This window comes from Butyrivibrio hungatei (genome assembly GCF_001858005.1).
GTDB lineage: Bacteria > Bacillota > Clostridia > Lachnospirales > Lachnospiraceae > Butyrivibrio > Butyrivibrio hungatei.
Window position 1 is genome coordinate 1,185,719 of record NZ_CP017831.1, and the last position, 17,825, is coordinate 1,203,543.

Below are 17,825 nucleotides of genomic sequence, written 5' to 3' on the forward strand. Positions count from 1 at the left end.
TTTTGTTAGTTTTTCCAAATTAATGTTTACCGTTTACGACATCTTTAAGGACCTTACCAGCCTTAAATTTAGGAACTGTAGCAGCTGTGATCTTAATAGATGAACCTGTCTGAGGATTTTTACCTGTTCTAGCGGCTCTTTTAGCTGTTTCAAATGTTCCAAAACCAATAAGCTGAACTTTGCCTTTCTTTCAAATACGAGGGTCAATTTTTTGCCCCTCGTTCAACAGAAGATACGTTTAAAAAGGCGCAAAGTGCCGTTCAATTTGGAGAAAAAGAATGCTATAACTGGATGCAAAAAAGGACTTGATGTTTCTATGACGCTTAGATTAAACTCCTTACTGGTTTGTCCAGTAAAGAGGGTACATATCATTAGAATAGCACAGCTCTTTTTTCTTACAAAAAAGAGGAAATGCTATGGGTGAAATTAGAATACACCTTATAAATAATAAAAGCTAAAGCCGGGACATACGTCAAATACGGTGGTATTTTTCAGTCCTAAATAAAAAATTTAAAAAAATGTATTGCTATAACTCGACACTTATTAATATATTGAAAATATAAAAAAGAAAGGAAAAAATAAAATATGAAAAAAAAAGAAACAATAGAAGCGCTAATAAATATGTGGACTTCCCCGGTGATTGAAAAAGAGGATGGAACAAAAAGCATTGTTGTTCATGTTTCGGATGACGGCAAATATTGTGGAATTCAGCTTCCTGAAGTTCATCTAGTATATAATAGTGGCTTTGTAAAAGAAGATTTTAGGGAGATTTTGGAACTTATTGATTCAGAATATGACTCGTTATGGTTTGAAGCAGAAAACTGCGATCCCGATAGTGAACGAAAAGATGATTTGGTTCTTTCTTGTTTGGTGTGATATATTACTTAGGCCATGAACTAATTAAAGTTAGTTCATGGCCTAATTTTAATTATTCTGTTTTTGGGAGCAATTACAATGTTAGATAATGATATCTATGTGAATCATTCGGAGCTAAGATTTTACATCAGCACAAGAAGAATTATTATTCATTTGATTCTCCTTATCAAACACGGGGACCAATTTTATGACCCTCATTCAAAACTATCATTGATTACATCTATTCATATTCTTCCTGTTGTTTTTTGCCACAGAAAGCTGATGTAGGCCGAAGCTTTAGTATATTCTGGTCGGATTCTGGAATAACTGATTGCTGTGCTTCTTCTTTTTAATGCTTTTGCTTCTATTTTTATATCTTTATTAACTACAAATTCTCAAATGAATATCGTTACTCATATTCAGTCCATTTCTGCTTTATTATATATGTTATTTCATCATAATATAAGCATGTCCAAATACGGAGGTCATATTTCTTGCCTTGTTCAACATAGCAAGTGAAAAAAGAGCCTTCTTTGTGGGGGAATTCAAAAGGTGCCTTTGGGGAAATATGTCAAAAATTTGAGATAATTGGTCTGAAAGAGCAAAAAATACATATCTCAGACCAAATATCTCAAAAAAATGGAGATATTTGGTCTGAGTAAATGCGAACGTCAAGTTTCTACCCTTGTTTAACTCAGTGCTTCATCTTACTGATTTAGTAAAATACAAACGGTTAATCGAGAGAATCCATGAGTTTTTGTTGATTAATATAGTAATAAACTAGTACTATATAAAGGCATTATTTTGGAAGGAGTTTGGAGATGAATAACGGGGAAAAGAAAGGTTTTATATGGTGCTTTTTACTGGCAGGAGTATTTATAGTCCTTGGAGCATGGTACTACATTTCAATGTGGGGGAATATTGTTAATGCCTATAATGACAGCTTTGAAAACTATGATACGGTTCTTGCTGAGAGAAGTGTTGATGAGTCAATAAATAACTATTATGAACTTGATATAGATGCTTCCTTTGGATGCTTTGCCACTGAGACCAAAGATGGAGACGTTGATAAAGCCTATTATCTTGTGTGGTTAAATGATGATTCTATTGCAGCTGTCGAGGTTAACAGAAAAGCAGACATTACTGAACTTGATAGAATCGTAGATGAGACATGGGCATATCTAAACTACGAGTCAGATACTCTTTCAAAGGATAAGTTCTCTGGAACAGTAAAGGTTACAAGCTTTGGCGGTAATCTTCATACTATGTACAGACAGACTCTCGATGAGATCGGAATCACTGATGAGAACTATGTTATAAGAGATATTCTTTTTGATTATTCTGAGGGCAGGATCATCAAGCATGATTCTATTGTATTTGGCGTTTTTGGAGTAATTGGAATTGCCATGCTTATTTTCTTTATCGTAGCGGCAGTTTTACCAAACAAAGGAAAGATTTCAGGCACAGCTCTTTTACATGAAAAGATGGACCTTGTATCTTACAAGCATGCAAAGGAAAGAATTAAAAATCCGGAGATCAAGGCAAGTTATAAGAAATTAAAAAGAGCGATGATCCTTTGGTTTACACCAGGAATACTTTTGCTGTTAATACCAGGTTGTCTCTACGCTTACACAGCCCATGCTAATAAAGCAACTGCAGCAGAAGATAGACAGGCACAATATGATCTTGCTGATTCTAATAAAGTTAACCAGGCAAAAGAGAATGAGACAGCCCAGATCACTCTTACAAAGGTGCCATCACTTATCTTTTCTGAAAATGATGAGACATACTACATTCTTGATTACAATGGATTTTATTTTGTGGCAATCATAGATAGCAATGACTTCAACAAGATTCGCCATGAAATAGATGAAAATGGAAAATATACTCTCTATGGCTTTCTGCAGGAACCATCAGATGGAGCCAAGAATAAGGCTTTAGAGTATGTAAATGAGATTACTGGAAAAGAGCATCAATATAGCGAATATGATCAGCTTCTTGGAAAGTACGCTCTTAACGTAGAAGAGGATTACGCTGGCGTTGGCGTTCCTATTGAGAAGATAAAGAACTTCATGATAGGCGCTGCGATATTTATCATATGTTCATTTATCTTTGGATTTAGTGCCCTTTCTAAATATAGATATATGGTCACTAGCATGAGACATTTGAGCGATATGGATTATGAGCAGATGGAAAAAGAGCTTGAGAGCGCAAATGTAACAAGATATCCTCAGAACCTTATTTTTACTGAAAACTATCTTGTACATCTTCATTCATCATCAATCTATAGAGACTCAACTGACAAAGAGAGTCTGGTATTATTTACCAAGTACAGCGACATTAAATGGATATATCCATCAAACAGATCCATGAACGGAACTGTGACTAATTATGGAATTGCGGTTTATGGACCACAGATTGGAACCTGCAATATCTTAAGCCTTCCAACAAGTGAAAAGGATGTTCAGATCATAAATGGAGTCATAAACCATCTTCTTTCAAAGTGTCCACAAGCATTGTTTGGATATAACGATGAGAACAAGCAAAAGCTAGGAATGTGATTACTTTTTTGCTTTATCACAAAAAAGTAATTGACAGTACGTTCGCGCCGTTAGTATAATTTTTCTAAATTAAAAACTTTTGAAAACCGATGAGACGGGAAGATGCGAAAAGGGCACTCACAGAGAGTCCGGGTAGGTGCGAGCCGGGCAGAACGCTGATTTGCAAATGGTCCGTTGAGGGCATAGCGAAAGGTTTTTTACCCAGTAGCCTATGACGGTATGGCTGCCGTTACCAGCCGGGGATATGTTGGTATCCTTAAGAGCGTGTGTATGACACAAATAGAGGTGGCACCACGGGTATACTTTAATTACTCGCCCTCAGTAAAACAATTAGTTTTACTGAGGGCTTTTTGTATTGTCAAAAAAGGAGGCATGTATGATCCAGACATCATTAGAGGAAGTAAAGAAAATAGCTGAAGGCGGCAAATACAGACTGATCCCAGTCATCAGAGAGATCTTGTCTGATGTGGCAACGCCTGTGCAGGTCCTAAGGAAGTTAAAGAACGTAAGTGACCATGTGTTTTTGCTTGAAAGTGTTGAGGATTCAAGACAATGGGGCAGATATTCATTTCTTGGCTACAATCCCACATTAGAGATTTCATGTAAGGGAAAAAAGCTATTGGTAACTGATGAAAATGGAGTACAGACCTCCATGGATACAGATAGTCCAAGCTCCTATATCAGGAAGCTGGTTGAAGAAAACAAAGCTCCAAAGCTTAAGGATTCTCCTACATTTACAGGCGGTCTTGTGGGTTATTTTTCTTACGACTACATGCAGTATGCAGAGAAATCCCTTCATTTCAAGGCGCAAAATGACTATGACTATAATGATCTTGATCTGATGCTCTTTGATAGCCTTATCTGTTTTGACAACTTTAAGCAAAAGATCCTTTTGATAGCCAATGTGAAGGTTCCATCAGCAGATAATTGTGAATTTGAAGAAGCCTATGACAGAGCAGTTAAAAAGCTGGATGAAATGCAGGATCTTATTTTACATGGAGAGATGAAAGATGTTGAAAAAGGAAAGCTTCTTTCAGAAATCAAGCATGTCTTTTCAAAGGAAGAGTATTGTCAGAAGGTGGAGAAGGTAAAGGAGCACATCATAGAAGGTGATATTTTCCAGCTTGTTTTATCAAATCCCATGGAGGCTGATTTTGAGGGAAGCCTTTTTGATACCTATAGGATATTAAGGACCACAAACCCTTCTCCTTACATGTTCTATTTTTCTGGTGATACTGAGATTGTAGGAGCTTCACCAGAGACTCTGGTTAAAGTAGAAGACGGCGTTATCAGAACGTTCCCGCTTGCAGGTACAAGGCCAAGGGGAGCAACCTTTGAAGAGGACCAGGCCTTGGAAAAAGAGCTTCTTGCAGACGAAAAAGAAAGAGCTGAACACAACATGCTGGTGGATCTGGGAAGAAATGATATTGGAAAGCTTAGTGAGTTTGGAACTGTTGAAGTGGAAAAGTACATGGAAATTGAGAGATACTCACATGTCATGCATATTGGATCATCTGTTAAGGGCAGGCTTTCAGATAAGTTTACTGCAATTGATGCAATAGACAGCGTGCTTCCGGCAGGAACTCTTTCAGGAGCTCCTAAAATAAGAGCCTGCGAGATCATAGATGAACTTGAGGGTATTAAGCGTGGAATCTACGGCGGAGCCATTGGTTACGTCGACTTTACAGGAAACCTTGATACCTGCATTGCCATCAGGCTTGCCTACAAGAAAAACGGCAAGGTCTTTGTAAGGAGCGGAGCAGGGATCGTAGCAGATTCTGTTCCGGAAAAAGAGTTTACAGAGTGCGTAAACAAGGCAAAGGCAGTAGTCAATGCAATCAAAGATGCCTGCGAATGTAGCGATTAAAGAAAGGGAAAGCGACTATGATCTTGATAATTGATAACTACGATAGTTTTACATACAACCTTTTTCAGCTGATCGGAACCATAACTCCAGATATAAAGGCAGTCCGTAACGACGCTTATACGGTAGATGAGATAAGAGATATGGATCCAAGTGCCATAGTTCTTTCACCAGGACCAGGCAAGCCTTCTGAAGCGGGCATCTGTGAGGATATAGTAAAAGAGCTGGGAAAAGAAATACCAATCCTTGGAGTTTGCCTTGGACATCAGGCTATCTGCGAAGCCTTTGGAGGGACAGTTGATCATGCAAAAGAGCTTATGCATGGCAAACAGTCTGAGGCAGAGCTTGATACAGAATCTGTTATGTTTAAGGACCTTCCAAAGAGAGCAAAGGTTGCAAGATATCATTCACTGGCTCTTTTACCAGAGACTCTTCCAGAGTGCCTCAAAGTCACAGCTACTGCCGATGATGGTGAGATCATGGCGGTAGAACACAAGGATTATCCTATATACGGACTTCAGTTTCATCCTGAATCAATAATGACGCCTGATGGTCTTTCAATGTTAAAAAACTTTGTGTTAAAAACTAAAACAGATTAAAGTTTGTACTGGAAGAGAAGCTGTGAATGATAATGGTAAACTGAATATTTTTGATTGTCGTACCACAATATGTGGTATAATAAGATAACAAGTCATACAAATAGAGGGGGACCTACGCATGAAGAAGATCTACGTACTGGACACCAACGTTTTGATTCAGGCACCACACGCCTTGAAGTGCTTTGATGATAACGAGGTCGTTCTTCCGCTGGTAGTCTTGGAAGAGTTGGACGCCCACAAGAGAGATGAGGGCGAGAGAGGAGCAAATGTACGTGAGGCGATCAGAATCCTCGATCAACTAAGGGGAGCAGGCGATCTGGTTGCAGGTGTGAAGCTCGACAATGGAGGACTTCTTAGAGTAGAAAAGAACTTTAAGGATGTGGAGCTTCCAAAGGATATGGCAGACTATAAGTCTGACAATCGTATCCTGAAAGTGTGTAAGGGACTTAGTGACAAGTCCAAGGAACAGGTAATTCTTGTTACCAAGGACATTCTGATGAGGATTAAGGCACAGCTCCTTAATATCAGATCAGAAGATTTCACCACAGAACAGGTGGCAGACCACGGTGAGCAGTACAGTGGACGTATTGATGTCTTCGCACCTGAAGATGTCTTTAAGGATTTCAAGAAAAAGGGAATTCCTGTGGATAAGGTGTATTGCTGTGATGAGAACGGCAATCAGTATGCACCTGAGCTTTATGAAAATGAATTTGTGGTAGTAAGAGCGGATCAGTCCACCAACAAGACTCAGATGGGGCGCGTCTGCAAAGGCTTTATCAAGAAACTGGAGTTTGAAAAAAGCCAGCCTTATGGCGTTAAGCCTAGAAATGCAGGTCAGTACTTCCTTCAGGAAGCACTCATGCAGCCAGCTGATGTGGCACCGCTTGTAATCGTAAAGGGAATGGCAGGTACAGCCAAGACGTTCTACTCTCTGGCAGTTGGTCTTGAGAAGATGATCAACAGACCTACAGGAGAGTACAGAAGGATCCTAGTCTGCAGACCAAATTCCCAGTTTGATGATGACATCGGATTTCTTCCTGGTGATGAACAGGAAAAGATATCTCCTCTTATGAGGCCTATAATCGATAACCTTGAGCAACTCATAGATTCCAATGAAGAAGAGCGCTACAAGGATGAAAAAGAGCTTCAGGACAAGACTGACGAAGTCTTTGAGAGAGGAATTGTTCAGTGTGAAGCATTGAACTTCATTCGAGGAAGGTCAATCCTTAAAACCTATCTCATAATTGATGAAGCTCAGAACATGACACCTACTCAGGCTAAGGGTATCATTACAAGAGCAGGTAAGGATACCAAGATTATCCTTCTTGGTGATCCAAATCAGATAGACAGACCATTTCTTGACGAAAGGACTAATGGTCTTTCCTATGCCGCTGAGCATATGAAAGGCAGCCCGCTCGCATGGCAGATATCTCTTTCAGCTGCAGAGTGTGAGAGAAGCAGACTTGCTATGGATGCTATCGAGAGGATGAAGGATAAAAAATACTTCTAATCTAATATGTAGATTATTAAATGGCTTACGCAGAAAAATGCGTAAGCCATTTTTGAGCCATGGGGACGGGGTTAGTGGCTCATTTTTTTGGTATGGCAGGAAGCATGCTGTTGGGGGCGACCACAGACCAGCTGTAGCTACCCTGCAGTGTATTTTTTCTCATCCTTCGAATTTTGTAGTTCATGGCATTTATTTTTCTTTTGAAATTCTTTGAAACAAACTCGTCTTTGAGGCACATTTTTGGCTGTAAAGTTTTGGATTTGAACGATTTTCAAAAAATGACATTTTCTTATGCTCATAAGCAGCTTTTGACGCGCATGCGGTTTGCGTTGTTTGAAGCAGGGCGTTAAGAATTTATAATAAGTGGTCACGCCCGCTTTAGCGGGCTTTGCAAACAGGAATAAGAGGTGACTCTGCAAGCTAGCTTGCGAGATCACCTCTTTTCCTGTTATGGGAGCGTAGCTCCAATGACCACTTATTATAAATTCCGCCCTGCAAGTCTGTAGCAAGAGCATGCGCATTAAAGCAAAAGCTGCATGAGCATATAGAAAAGTTTCTTTTTTTGATGAGGGCAAAACAAAACTTTATAGCAAAAATGGCATCAAAGACTCAGACAGTGTTTCAAAAACAGAATTTCAAAAGGAAAATAAAAGCTCATGAACTAAGCAAAATTCTCAGAGATTCGAAAATAATACACTGCAGGGTAGCTACGGCTGGCCTGTGGTCGTCCATCCCAAAACAGCATGCTCCATGCCATACCAAAAAAGTGAGCCACAACCTCCGTCCCTAGGGCTCATTATTTTGTAAATATTAAGAAAAATGTAATTGACATTTATTATCAAAAAGAATATTCTATACATGAGTTAGCAAAGGGTAACAAACAAATATAGATTTAAAGGTGGTTTTTACGAATGTTAGTTATATCTAACTACGGAATATAGTTAGCGATTACTAACGCGTGCAGGTTAGCTGGGACTAACTTATGAATATGAAAAGGGGTGAATATGATGCCTATAACAATGGCTGATATTGGACAACTGGTCACTATCAAAAAGATTACAGGTACAGATGAGATCAAGCAGCATCTTGCTGTCCTTGGATTTGTTGCTGGGGAAAAGGTTAATGTTGTGAATAAGAATGGTGGAAATATGATTGTTAATGTTAAAGACAGTCGTATAGCTCTTGATAAGAGCCTTGCAAACCGCATTTTTATCTAAATACATATTTGAAGGGAGAATTGAGATTCAATGAAAACATTAAAAGATGTTGAAATTGGAAAAACAGCTACAGTTGTTAAGCTGCATGGGGAAGGACCTACAAGACGCCGTATCATGGATATGGGTCTTACTAAGGGTGCAGAAGTTTATGTGAGAAAGGTTGCACCACTTGGAGATCCTATCGAGCTTACTGTACGCGGCTATGAGCTGTCTGTTCGTAAAGCTGATGCTGAGTTTGTTGAGGTTGAGTAAGATTTTTTGCACGCATGTAAGCGTGGGCTAACAAGAAAAAGTTTATTTTAGGAGGCAGAAATGGAAATCAAGATTGCTTTAGCGGGTAATCCTAACAGTGGTAAGACCACTTTGTTTAATGATCTGACAGGTAGCAGGCAGTATGTTGGTAACTGGCCTGGCGTTACTGTAGAAAAGAAAGAAGGTAAGCTTAAGGGAGCAGAGTACAAGGATGTAGTTATTCAGGATCTTCCTGGTATCTATTCTCTTTCACCTTATACACTTGAAGAAGTAGTATCTCGTACATATCTCGTAACTGAGAAGCCAGACGCTATCATCAATATCATTGATGGAACTAATATCGAGCGTAACCTTTATCTTACAACACAGCTTCTTGAGCTCAACATTCCTATGATTGTTGCTCTTAACATGATGGACCTTGTTCGTAAAAATGGTGATAAGATCGATGTAAAGGCTCTTTCAGATGCACTTGGATGTGAAGTTGTTGAGCTTTCAGCACTTAAGAGCGAGGGTACAGATGCTCTTGTTAAAAAAGCTGTTGATCTTGCCAAGAACAAGAAAAAGGCAGAGGTAAAGGAAGTAATTACTGGAGAAGCTAAAGCAGCCGTTGAAAAGATCGAAGAGTTATTAAAAGGATCAGTTGATGACAATTTCCTTAGATGGAATGCTATCAAGGCTTTTGAGCGTGATGAGAAAGCTATGGAAAAACTTGAGCTTTCTGCAGCTAGAAAGTCTGAGATTGAGGAAATTATCAAGGCTTGCGAGAAGTCACTTGATGATGATTCAGAGTCTATCATTACAAATGAGAGATATACATATATTACAGGCGTAACATCAAAGGCAGTTAAAAAGGGACGTGCTAAGGGTGAGCTTTCAGTATCAGATAAGATTGACAAGATCGTTACTAACAGAATCCTTGGTCTTCCTATCTTTGCGGTTGTTATGTTCCTTATCTATGCTATCGCAATGGGCGGCTGGAGCGTATCAATCGGTACTGCAGCAACTGATTTTACAAATGATGTTATCTTTGGTGAGTGGGTACCAGGCTTCTTTGATACTATTCTTTCAGCACTTCATGTAGAAGAAGGAACAGTTCTTTATGGACTTATTCAGGACGGTATCGTAGCAGGTGTTGGTGCTGTCATCGGTTTCGTACCACAGATGCTGGTTCTTTTCCTCCTCCTCTCAATCTTAGAGGATATCGGATATATGGCTCGTGTAGCTTTCGTTATGGACCGTATCTTCCGTCAGTTTGGTCTTTCAGGTAAGTCATTCATCCCTTGCCTTGTTGCAACAGGATGTGGTGTTCCTGGTGTTATGGCCAGCCGTACAATCGAGAATGAGCGTGATCGTAAGATGACTCTTATGACAACAACATTCATGCCTTGCGGAGCTAAGCTTCCTATTATCGGACTTATTGCAGGTGCTGTTTTTGGTGGATCACCACTTATCGCTGCATCAGCTTACTTCATCGGTATTGGTTCAATTATTCTTTCAGGTATCATTTTAAAGAAGTTTAAGGCATTTGCTGGAATGCCAGCACCATTCGTTATGGAGCTCCCAGCATACCATGTCCCTTCATTTGTAGGTGTTCTTAGAGCTACATGGGAGCGTGGATGGTCATTTATTAAGAGAGCTGGATCAGTTATCGTTATTTCTTCAATCATTATCTGGTTCCTTTCAGCTTTCGGAACTGTAAATGGACATTTTGGACTTGTTGATAATCTCTTTGAGGATGAGACAGTTATTACTGATGAATATGTATCAGAGCTCGCAGCTAAGATGGATATTCCTGAAGAAGATGTAAACGCTATGGATGCTTCACTTCTTGCAAGTGTTGGTAATGCTGTATCATTCGTATTTAAGCCACTTGGTTTTGGTAACTGGAAGCCTACAGTAGCAACAGTTACTGGTCTTGTAGCAAAAGAGGAAGTTGTTGGAACATTTGGTGTTCTCTATGCATATGATGATACAGAAGAGGAGCTTGGAGAAGAGGGTGAGCAGATATGGGCAAGAGTTGCAGCAGACTATACACCTATTGCAGCATTCTCATTCATGATCTTTAACCTCCTTTGCGCACCATGTTTTGCAGCTATCGGTGCTATCAAGCGTGAGATGAACAACGCAAAGTGGACATGGGCTGCTATTGGTTATATGACAGTTTGGGCATATGTACTTGCACTTATCGTATATAATTTAGGTGGACTTATTCTTGGAGAAGTTGCATTTGGATTTGGAACTATCGTAGCTGTGATCCTTCTTGGAACACTTCTTTACCTCCTTTTCAGAAAGGGCTACGTAGCTTCAGAAAACGAAGGCAGAGAAATGGCTGTAAAGGCTAATGCATAAAGGTTATGGGCAATTTTGAGGAATACATATTCCACTTGGATGACGCTTTCGCTTGGTAAAAAACGTAACGGACACTAAGGCACTAAAAAACAGTGCCTAAGTGCCGACGTTTTTTAACACATCCTCGTGAAATATGTAATTCCTGCAAAATTGTATATAAGTCTTAGATTTGCTAATAAGAATTACTGCTTATATATAATGAAAACCAGAAAATAGGCAGAAATGATAAGCTTTAAAAAGAACAAGATTAAGAAATGAAAGTGTAATATATTTAAAGCTCTAGGATGTACTAGAAAGGAGCGAATATGACAACAATTTTGGGAAATGTAATAGCATTATTATTGGTTGGTGTTCTTGTTTTTATTTGTGGAAAAAATGTAGTAAATCAGATTAAATCTGGTGGATGTGCAGGATGTTCTGGTGGATGTAATGGTCACTGTTCAGGATGTAGTAGTTGCGGTACAGAGCATAGAACCAAGAAGTAAGCAGTTCGGAAAAGTATAAGGACAAAGCTTATGTATAAGACGACAGTTAAAATTGATGGCATGATGTGCTCCATGTGTGAGACACATATTAAAGAAACGATAAGGAAGACATTTCCATCTGCGAAGAAGGTTACTGCTTCCAGCAAAAAGAAGGAAGCAACCTTTATCACAGATGATGTGATAGATTTAAGTATTTTGGGAGATTCTATAGAGAGAACCGGTTATCAGTATCTGGATTCTGAGACTATACCTTATGACAAGAAGAGTGTATTTGATTTTTGGCATCACAGATAAGGGGAGTAAAGCATGAGTAGTGAACAGGTAATCGACAGACTTAAAGATAATGGCTGCCGCATCACCAAGCAGCGACGACTTATAGTTGATGTGATCATGGGCAATGACCACAGCTCCTGTAAGGATATTTATTATCAGGTAATGGCCAAAGACAAGACTGTTGGAATGGCCACAGTCTATAGGATGATCAGAGTCCTGGAGGACATCGGTGTAGTTAACAGGATCGATATGATCGAGATCAATAATGAATAAACATTTATAAGGGCATGGACTTTATACCATGTCCTTTTTTTGACTTTTTTCAGCATCATCATTTATTATGAGTTTTATGAATAGCGATTTTAGAGAACTAAAGTTTACAGTTACAACTGAAGATGGAACTATGTCAGCCCGGGACATAATGAAGCAGAAGATGAAGCTATCAAGTAGAGAGATAACTCGCTGCAAGCTTTTTGAGGATGGCGTTATGTGCCATGATGCAGGAGATTCTGATCCTTTGGGGAAAAGAGCTATATTTTTAAAAGATGAGCTCATGGTGGGCGATACACTTTATGTGCGAATCTATGAAGATATAGATAATGGCTCAGAGATCATTCCAAGCGATCATCCCCTTGATATTGTTTACGAAGATGAAGACCTCATTGTGATCAACAAGCCAGGAAATATGGTGGTCCATCCTTCTTATTGCCACTACACTGACTCTCTTAGTAATTACCTTGCAGGGTATTACAAAAAGACAGGACAGAATCATGTCATGAGAGTTATTGGCCGACTTGACAGAGAGACCTCAGGCCTTCTTATATTTGCCAAGAACAGGCATAGTGCAGCTCTTTTATCTGATCAGTGTCTCAACATGTCAAGGAGAAAAGAATATGTGGCTCTGTGTGAGGGAGTGTTCGAGGAAAAAGAAGGTACGGTAAATGAGCCTATCTGGGAAAATCCAAAAGAGAAGATGATAAGAGAAGTCAGACCTGATGGGAAAGAAGCTATTACTCATTATAAAGTTGAAAAACAGTTTGAGGATTTTGCAATGGTTCGACTTGTACTTGATACCGGAAGGACCCATCAGATAAGAGTTCATATGTCATTTCTTGGCCATCCCCTTCTGGGTGATAGTCTCTATGGAAAAGAAATACTTAATAACCACGGAATGGAGCGTGCAGCTCTTCATGCAGCGCATCTGGAATTCTTTCAGCCAATAACAGGAGAAGCTTTGGCATTTGAGGCTAAGCTTCCAAAAGATATTTGCAAAGCGTTAAATGGATGAACATTTATCTGATGTAATACTGCTTGTATCGAACTAATGTTTGCGGTATTATGTTTATATGAGTCAAATTGATGCAAGTAAGTACGAAAATATCATATTTCACGTGGATGTAAATTCTGCGTTTTTGTCCTGGTCTGCTCTTAAAAAGCTAGAGGAAGAGCCGGGAAGCGTCGATCTGCGCACTATTCCGTCAGCTGTAGGAGGAGATGTCAAGACCAGACACGGCATTATAACAGCTAAGTCTATTCCTGCCAAAAAGTACGGCATTGTTACAGGAGAGCCAGTTGTTAAGGCACTTCAGAAGTGCCCCAAGCTTGTTATGGTAAGAGGCGATTTTGCTACTTATCGCAGATTTTCGCATGCCTTTATTGAGATACTTAGGAAATATTCACCTACTATCCAGCAGGTATCTATAGATGAAGCATATATGGATATGACGGGTACAAGGTCTGTGTATAAAAAACTTGAGACACCAGAAGAGCCTTTTCCTATCTGCGTTGCCAGACAGCTTAAGGATGAAATCAGAGATACTCTTGGCTTTACTGTAAATGTAGGTATTTCCTGCAACAAGCTTCTTGCCAAGATGGCAAGTGATTTTACCAAGCCAGACAGGATACATACTCTTTTTCCAGAAGAGATTCCTGAAAAGATGTGGCCTCTTCCTATAGGAGATCTCTTTGGCTGCGGTAAGGCCACAGCAGAGAGACTTAAAAGTGTGGGCATCAAGTCAATTGGCGATGCCGCCAACGCTGATCCGATTTTTATCACAAATATCCTTGGTGAAAATGGCGGAGCCTATATCTACGCCAGTGCCAACGGCATCGGTAGTACCAATGTATCAGGGGAGTACGATGATGCCAAAAGCTATTCCAATGAGACTACAATTTCTTTTGATCTTAACTCTGATAACTACGATTCAGAGATCATACCTATACTCAGGCGCCTTTCAGAAAGTGTATCTAATCGCCTGAAAAGAGACGAGGTCTACGGCAGAACAGTAACTGTTTCAGTTAAGACTACAGATTTTAAGCGCCATTCCTGTCAGATGCAGATAGAAAGCTCTATTAACGATACAGACAAGATACTTCGCTATGCCAAGGAACTATCAGACAAGCTTCTTCTTGGTGATGACGGCCTTTTTATCAAAGGCTATGCTGTTCGTCTTGTAGGCGTAGGCGTTACCAAACTCGATGACGGCTCCTACAGACAGATGAATCTCTTTGATGACTTTAAAGAAATAAAAGATGTTTCATCTGCAATCAAATCTACAGCTATTTCCGATGAAAAGCGCAAGAAGCTTGATGAAATGACAAGAAAGTTAAATGATGCCTTCGGAAAAGATACTATTCACAAGGGAATATAGGAAAGTTGTGAGCAGCTTTTTACGTCTATAATACTTGTTTATTAGATATTGACGTAGTGTATTTGAGGGGGATTACGCTTAATTCGAGCTTATTCTTGATAAGACGTAAAGTAATTTGATGATTTAAGTCTATAGTGATTGTTTTACTGAAAAGACGTAATATATTTTCATTTTTTACGTCAGGATAGTGTGTTATTGGTAGAGAGACGTAATTGAATATTTGAAAATACGCCATAAATTAGAAGATATAGCAAACAGACGTAAACTTATAATTCAGATTACATCTCACACATTATTATGTATTTTAAAAGACACCTTTCAGAAATACTGAAAGATGTCTTTTTTGATGCACAAGACCGGGAAACCACTCAACCTACCGGGAAGCCAACAAACTCACTCACTCCAGATGTCTGTAGGCTTTTTCTTGTATTTCTCACCCCAAAGGATTGTGAGTACGCAGCAGATGATAAGTACTACGCAAGCTACAATTGTTGATTCAACGCCGAAGCCTACGTTGTATGCAAAGCTATCCTTAGCTGTTGCCGCGTCAAGCTTGAAAATTGAAAATGGTGAAACGATTCCGCTGTTTGGAAGTCCAAATAAAATGTTCTGTGTAAAGTTCCATGCAGCATGTGCAGCCATTGGAAGCCAGATGCTGTCGCAGTAGTAAACAAAAAGCGCATAGCTGATTCCAACTAATACAATGTTTGCGATAGCAAGAGGAGTAACACCACTGTTGAAGATATGAAGGAAACCAAATAAAACGGCATTTCCTATGATAGCAACAGCAGGATGTCTGTAGCTCTTTCTAAGACGCTGATAGAGGAATCCTCTGCACATAAGCTCTTCGGCTGATGACTGAATGAAGATGCATACAAATATAAGAAGAACTCTAAGTGGCTGGAATGAATCATAATAGATAAAGATATCTTTATGAAGTACAGCTACTAATATGCAGATAGCGTTTGTTCCAAATCCGATCAAAAGACCAAGTAAAAGGTGAACAATATTGTTTCCTTTGCACTTTGTCCAAAGAGCCTTATAAATAGGTCTGTTCCATTTGCACAAGAAATAAAGAAGGAATGCAGCCCAAATTCCCCAAAATGAAAAATATTGAGCTGTGATCGTGATGTAATCATAGTTTTCATTATTTAAAAAGGGAATAAAGACAACTGTTCCTAATTGTCCTAAAATCTGACCTGCTAATAAAAGGACAAGAGAAATAAGTGTTGGGAAGATAAAAATATCATTCCATTTAAAGTTATCATTGTGAATCTTCTGTAAGATATTAGGATTCTGATTTTCTGGCATATATCCACCTCCAATTTTTTTCATAACACTTTCCAATATAATACATTTGTTTGAACCTTGTAAATAGATTATAATTAAGTAAACAAGCCATTCGGAGGGGGATTTATGAATTTTAAAGTGATTCGTAACATTATTATAGTAATATGTCTTGTTGTTATTGCTTATGAAGTGGCCATGATCGGTATCAACAAAATGGAGTATAAAGAGGCTGCTGATGAATACCAAGATCTCGAAAATATTGCAGTTACTTATGTTCCCAAGGAAGATACGCCAGAAATCATCGATTATCCTCTACTTAATGTAGATTTTGACAAGCTTTCAAGGATCAATGGTGATATCGTTGCCTGGATATATTTTCCATGCCTTGATATCAGTTATCCTGTGGTAAAAGAAAATGAGATAGACGAATATCTCTATCTGACATTTGACAAAAATGAAAATAAAGCTGGCTGTATCTTTGAAGATGTGCTCAGTGATGCTAAGTTCTGTGGCTTTCATGATATTGTTTTTGGCCATAATATGAAAGATGGCTCAATGTTTGGAAGACTTAAGCAGTTATATCAAAAGGATGGAGCAGCTCTTTTGGAAGAGGATCCTTATGTATATGTATATACAAAAGACTATGTGTATCAGTACAGAGTATTTGCATATGCTATAACTGGTGTTGGAAGTGATGCATATTCAGTAGTTAACAGCACAGAAGAGTACAAGGCATTTACCGACTATGTAAAGACTCATTCTTCTTATCCAATACCTGATGGAATCGATCTTACACAGGGAAACAGTATTCTTACACTTTCAACATGCAGTGGAGCAGCAGGAAGTAATAAGAGATTTGTAGTACATACAATAAAAGTTTCAGCCTGGGAAATGAATGGTTGAAAATAAAATTTCAATGAAGGCTTTTGATGTTGAAATAAATTAGTGTATTTTATAAAAAAGTAATGATTACGTTATTGCATAGAAAAACCGGTTAAAGTAACATATAGCTAGAAATATGGATAAACGGATGAACTATGTTCATTTCTTAAACAGGAGAGATAAAAGATGAAAAAGTTTAAGAGTTTAGTAGCTGTTATGGTTGCCAGCGTTTTAGCTCTTACATTTGTAGCTTGCGGAGCCGTTAAGGACGGAGCAATCGATGATCAGGCTGCTACAAGAGGCATTCACGAAGGTGAAGGCGAAATATGGATTGATGATGAGGCTATTGCTCTTGCAGGATCTGCTTCATCTAGCCAGGCTTGTCTTGATGCCTGCACTGCTGTATTTAATCTTATGAACCAGCAGAGAACAGCTCAGGGGCTTTCTGCTTTAGTATGGAGCGATGCTCTTACAAACGCAGCTCAGGTTCGTGCAAATGAGATCACAACTTCATTCTCACATACAAGACCTAATGGTTCAGCTTTCTGGACTGTTGATAGTAATGTTCAGTATGGTGAGAACCTTGCTAAGTTGTATCAGTCAGCTGACAGCGTATATGCAGCTTGGATGAATTCTCCAACACACGCAGCTAACATTATGGATGGCGGATACAAAACAGTAGGTATCGCTATTTGCCAGACTGGTGATGGAAGTTGGTATTGGGCTCAGGAATTCGGATACTAATTTGAACTTTGTAGCACAGTGATTAGTTTTTAGTCGCTGTGCTATTTTTTTCTTTATATGAAAAACCGTGATATAATGTATGTACAGAGTAAGTGTTTGCTTTTATCAGGAGGTGCTTTTTATGTTTGGAAAATCATCAAAAGATATCTATGTAAACAAGGAAACAACACCTATTTCTGTTTCTGGAGCTAATGACAATCCTTATATGCAGGAATTGCTCAGAGGCGAAGAGAAACGCCGTGTTAAACATGGTGATGATGTTTACTATCGTCAGAACGGCTACATCAAATAAT

The 17,825-nt window shown here is 39.0% G+C and carries 17 protein-coding genes and 1 pseudogene; 16 read left to right on the top strand and 2 right to left on the bottom strand.

Features of this window, described 5'->3' with window-relative positions:
• Positions 1-19 precede the first annotated feature (19 nt).
• Positions 20-190 (bottom strand): annotated as a pseudogene (locus tag bhn_RS15410) (HU family DNA-binding protein); the annotation flags it as partial.
• A gap of 395 nt (positions 191-585) precedes the next feature.
• Here bhn_RS15410 and bhn_RS05740 point away from each other — a divergent pair.
• The 13 genes from bhn_RS05740 to bhn_RS05805 all read left to right on the top strand — a co-directional run bounded on the left by bhn_RS05740 (position 586) and on the right by bhn_RS05805 (position 14,616).
• A complete protein-coding gene (locus bhn_RS05740; RefSeq protein ID WP_071175792.1) occupies positions 586-876 on the top strand; it encodes a hypothetical protein in 291 nt (96 codons plus the stop codon).
• Between the two features lie 800 nt (positions 877-1,676).
• The gene (locus bhn_RS05745; RefSeq protein WP_071175793.1) at positions 1,677-3,416 is read left to right on the top strand and encodes a DUF6709 family protein; all 1,740 of its coding nucleotides are present in this window, start codon (positions 1,677-1,679) and stop codon (positions 3,414-3,416) included.
• 376 nt (positions 3,417-3,792) lie between these two features.
• Positions 3,793-5,283 (top strand): anthranilate synthase component I, encoded by a 1,491-nt coding sequence (gene trpE, locus bhn_RS05750; RefSeq protein WP_071175794.1) that lies wholly within the window; start codon positions 3,793-3,795, stop codon positions 5,281-5,283.
• 17 nt (positions 5,284-5,300) lie between these two features.
• Positions 5,301-5,879 (top strand): anthranilate synthase component II, encoded by a 579-nt coding sequence (locus bhn_RS05755; RefSeq protein WP_071175795.1) that lies wholly within the window; start codon positions 5,301-5,303, stop codon positions 5,877-5,879.
• A 118-nt stretch (positions 5,880-5,997) separates the two neighbouring features.
• A complete protein-coding gene (locus tag bhn_RS05760) occupies positions 5,998-7,389 on the top strand; it encodes a PhoH family protein (RefSeq protein WP_071175796.1) in 1,392 nt (463 codons plus the stop codon).
• Positions 7,390-8,393: 1,004 nt separating this feature from the next.
• Complete coding sequence (locus bhn_RS05770) at positions 8,394-8,606, top strand: FeoA family protein (RefSeq protein ID WP_071175798.1); 213 nt, start codon at positions 8,394-8,396, stop codon at positions 8,604-8,606.
• A gap of 30 nt (positions 8,607-8,636) precedes the next feature.
• The gene (locus bhn_RS05775; RefSeq protein ID WP_071175799.1) at positions 8,637-8,858 is read left to right on the top strand and encodes a FeoA family protein; all 222 of its coding nucleotides are present in this window, start codon (positions 8,637-8,639) and stop codon (positions 8,856-8,858) included.
• Between the two features lie 60 nt (positions 8,859-8,918).
• The gene (feoB, locus tag bhn_RS05780; protein ID WP_071175800.1) at positions 8,919-11,207 is read left to right on the top strand and encodes a ferrous iron transport protein B; all 2,289 of its coding nucleotides are present in this window, start codon (positions 8,919-8,921) and stop codon (positions 11,205-11,207) included.
• 305 nt (positions 11,208-11,512) lie between these two features.
• Positions 11,513-11,692, top strand: a complete 180-nt coding sequence (locus tag bhn_RS05785) for a hypothetical protein (protein ID WP_071175801.1) — start codon at positions 11,513-11,515, stop codon at positions 11,690-11,692.
• 30 nt (positions 11,693-11,722) lie between these two features.
• On the top strand, positions 11,723-11,986 hold the full coding sequence (locus bhn_RS05790; RefSeq protein ID WP_071175802.1) for a heavy-metal-associated domain-containing protein: 264 nt from the start codon (positions 11,723-11,725) through the stop codon (positions 11,984-11,986).
• A gap of 12 nt (positions 11,987-11,998) precedes the next feature.
• The gene (locus bhn_RS05795) at positions 11,999-12,238 is read left to right on the top strand and encodes a Fur family transcriptional regulator (protein WP_071175803.1); all 240 of its coding nucleotides are present in this window, start codon (positions 11,999-12,001) and stop codon (positions 12,236-12,238) included.
• 67 nt (positions 12,239-12,305) lie between these two features.
• On the top strand, positions 12,306-13,253 hold the full coding sequence (locus bhn_RS05800; protein WP_083385769.1) for an RluA family pseudouridine synthase: 948 nt from the start codon (positions 12,306-12,308) through the stop codon (positions 13,251-13,253).
• Positions 13,254-13,311: 58 nt separating this feature from the next.
• The gene (locus bhn_RS05805; protein ID WP_071175805.1) at positions 13,312-14,616 is read left to right on the top strand and encodes a DNA polymerase Y family protein; all 1,305 of its coding nucleotides are present in this window, start codon (positions 13,312-13,314) and stop codon (positions 14,614-14,616) included.
• A 393-nt stretch (positions 14,617-15,009) separates the two neighbouring features.
• On the opposite strand, the gene bhn_RS05810 is transcribed toward bhn_RS05805, so the two are convergent.
• Positions 15,010-15,951, bottom strand: a complete 942-nt coding sequence (locus bhn_RS05810; RefSeq protein WP_083385772.1) for a CPBP family intramembrane glutamic endopeptidase — start codon at positions 15,949-15,951, stop codon at positions 15,010-15,012.
• 81 nt (positions 15,952-16,032) lie between these two features.
• Between bhn_RS05810 and bhn_RS05815 the strand changes: the two genes are divergently transcribed.
• The 3 genes from bhn_RS05815 (at position 16,033) to bhn_RS15705 (ending at position 17,824) form a co-directional block, all read left to right on the top strand.
• Positions 16,033-16,809, top strand: coding sequence for a class B sortase (locus tag bhn_RS05815; RefSeq protein ID WP_071175806.1), 777 nt, complete (start codon positions 16,033-16,035; stop codon positions 16,807-16,809).
• A 165-nt stretch (positions 16,810-16,974) separates the two neighbouring features.
• Positions 16,975-17,532: a CAP domain-containing protein gene (locus tag bhn_RS05820; protein WP_071175807.1), complete on the top strand. Its 558-nt coding sequence runs from the start codon at positions 16,975-16,977 to the stop codon at positions 17,530-17,532.
• A 121-nt stretch (positions 17,533-17,653) separates the two neighbouring features.
• On the top strand, positions 17,654-17,824 hold the full coding sequence (locus bhn_RS15705) for a hypothetical protein (protein WP_161487301.1): 171 nt from the start codon (positions 17,654-17,656) through the stop codon (positions 17,822-17,824).
• Position 17,825 lies beyond the last annotated feature (1 nt).

Bases quoted from the DNA above. Each gene is read 5' to 3' on its own strand.
- bhn_RS05785 (WP_071175801.1), top strand. From the start codon at position 11,513: ATGACAACAATTTTGGGAAATGTAATAGCATTATTATTGGTTGGTGTT.
- bhn_RS05815 (WP_071175806.1), top strand. From the start codon at position 16,033: ATGAATTTTAAAGTGATTCGTAACATTATTATAGTAATATGTCTTGTT.
- bhn_RS05810 (WP_083385772.1), bottom strand. From the start codon at position 15,951: ATGAAAAAAATTGGAGGTGGATATATGCCAGAAAATCAGAATCCTAAT.
- bhn_RS05760 (WP_071175796.1), top strand. From the start codon at position 5,998: ATGAAGAAGATCTACGTACTGGACACCAACGTTTTGATTCAGGCACCA.
- bhn_RS05790 (WP_071175802.1), top strand. From the start codon at position 11,723: ATGTATAAGACGACAGTTAAAATTGATGGCATGATGTGCTCCATGTGT.
- bhn_RS15705 (WP_161487301.1), top strand. From the start codon at position 17,654: ATGTTTGGAAAATCATCAAAAGATATCTATGTAAACAAGGAAACAACA.
- bhn_RS05740 (WP_071175792.1), top strand. From the start codon at position 586: ATGAAAAAAAAAGAAACAATAGAAGCGCTAATAAATATGTGGACTTCC.
- bhn_RS05775 (WP_071175799.1), top strand. From the start codon at position 8,637: ATGAAAACATTAAAAGATGTTGAAATTGGAAAAACAGCTACAGTTGTT.
- bhn_RS05800 (WP_083385769.1), top strand. From the start codon at position 12,306: ATGAGTTTTATGAATAGCGATTTTAGAGAACTAAAGTTTACAGTTACA.
- bhn_RS05755 (WP_071175795.1), top strand. From the start codon at position 5,301: ATGATCTTGATAATTGATAACTACGATAGTTTTACATACAACCTTTTT.
- bhn_RS05770 (WP_071175798.1), top strand. From the start codon at position 8,394: ATGATGCCTATAACAATGGCTGATATTGGACAACTGGTCACTATCAAA.
- feoB (WP_071175800.1), top strand. From the start codon at position 8,919: ATGGAAATCAAGATTGCTTTAGCGGGTAATCCTAACAGTGGTAAGACC.
- bhn_RS05820 (WP_071175807.1), top strand. From the start codon at position 16,975: ATGAAAAAGTTTAAGAGTTTAGTAGCTGTTATGGTTGCCAGCGTTTTA.
- bhn_RS05745 (WP_071175793.1), top strand. From the start codon at position 1,677: ATGAATAACGGGGAAAAGAAAGGTTTTATATGGTGCTTTTTACTGGCA.
- bhn_RS05795 (WP_071175803.1), top strand. From the start codon at position 11,999: ATGAGTAGTGAACAGGTAATCGACAGACTTAAAGATAATGGCTGCCGC.
- bhn_RS05805 (WP_071175805.1), top strand. From the start codon at position 13,312: ATGAGTCAAATTGATGCAAGTAAGTACGAAAATATCATATTTCACGTG.
- trpE (WP_071175794.1), top strand. From the start codon at position 3,793: ATGATCCAGACATCATTAGAGGAAGTAAAGAAAATAGCTGAAGGCGGC.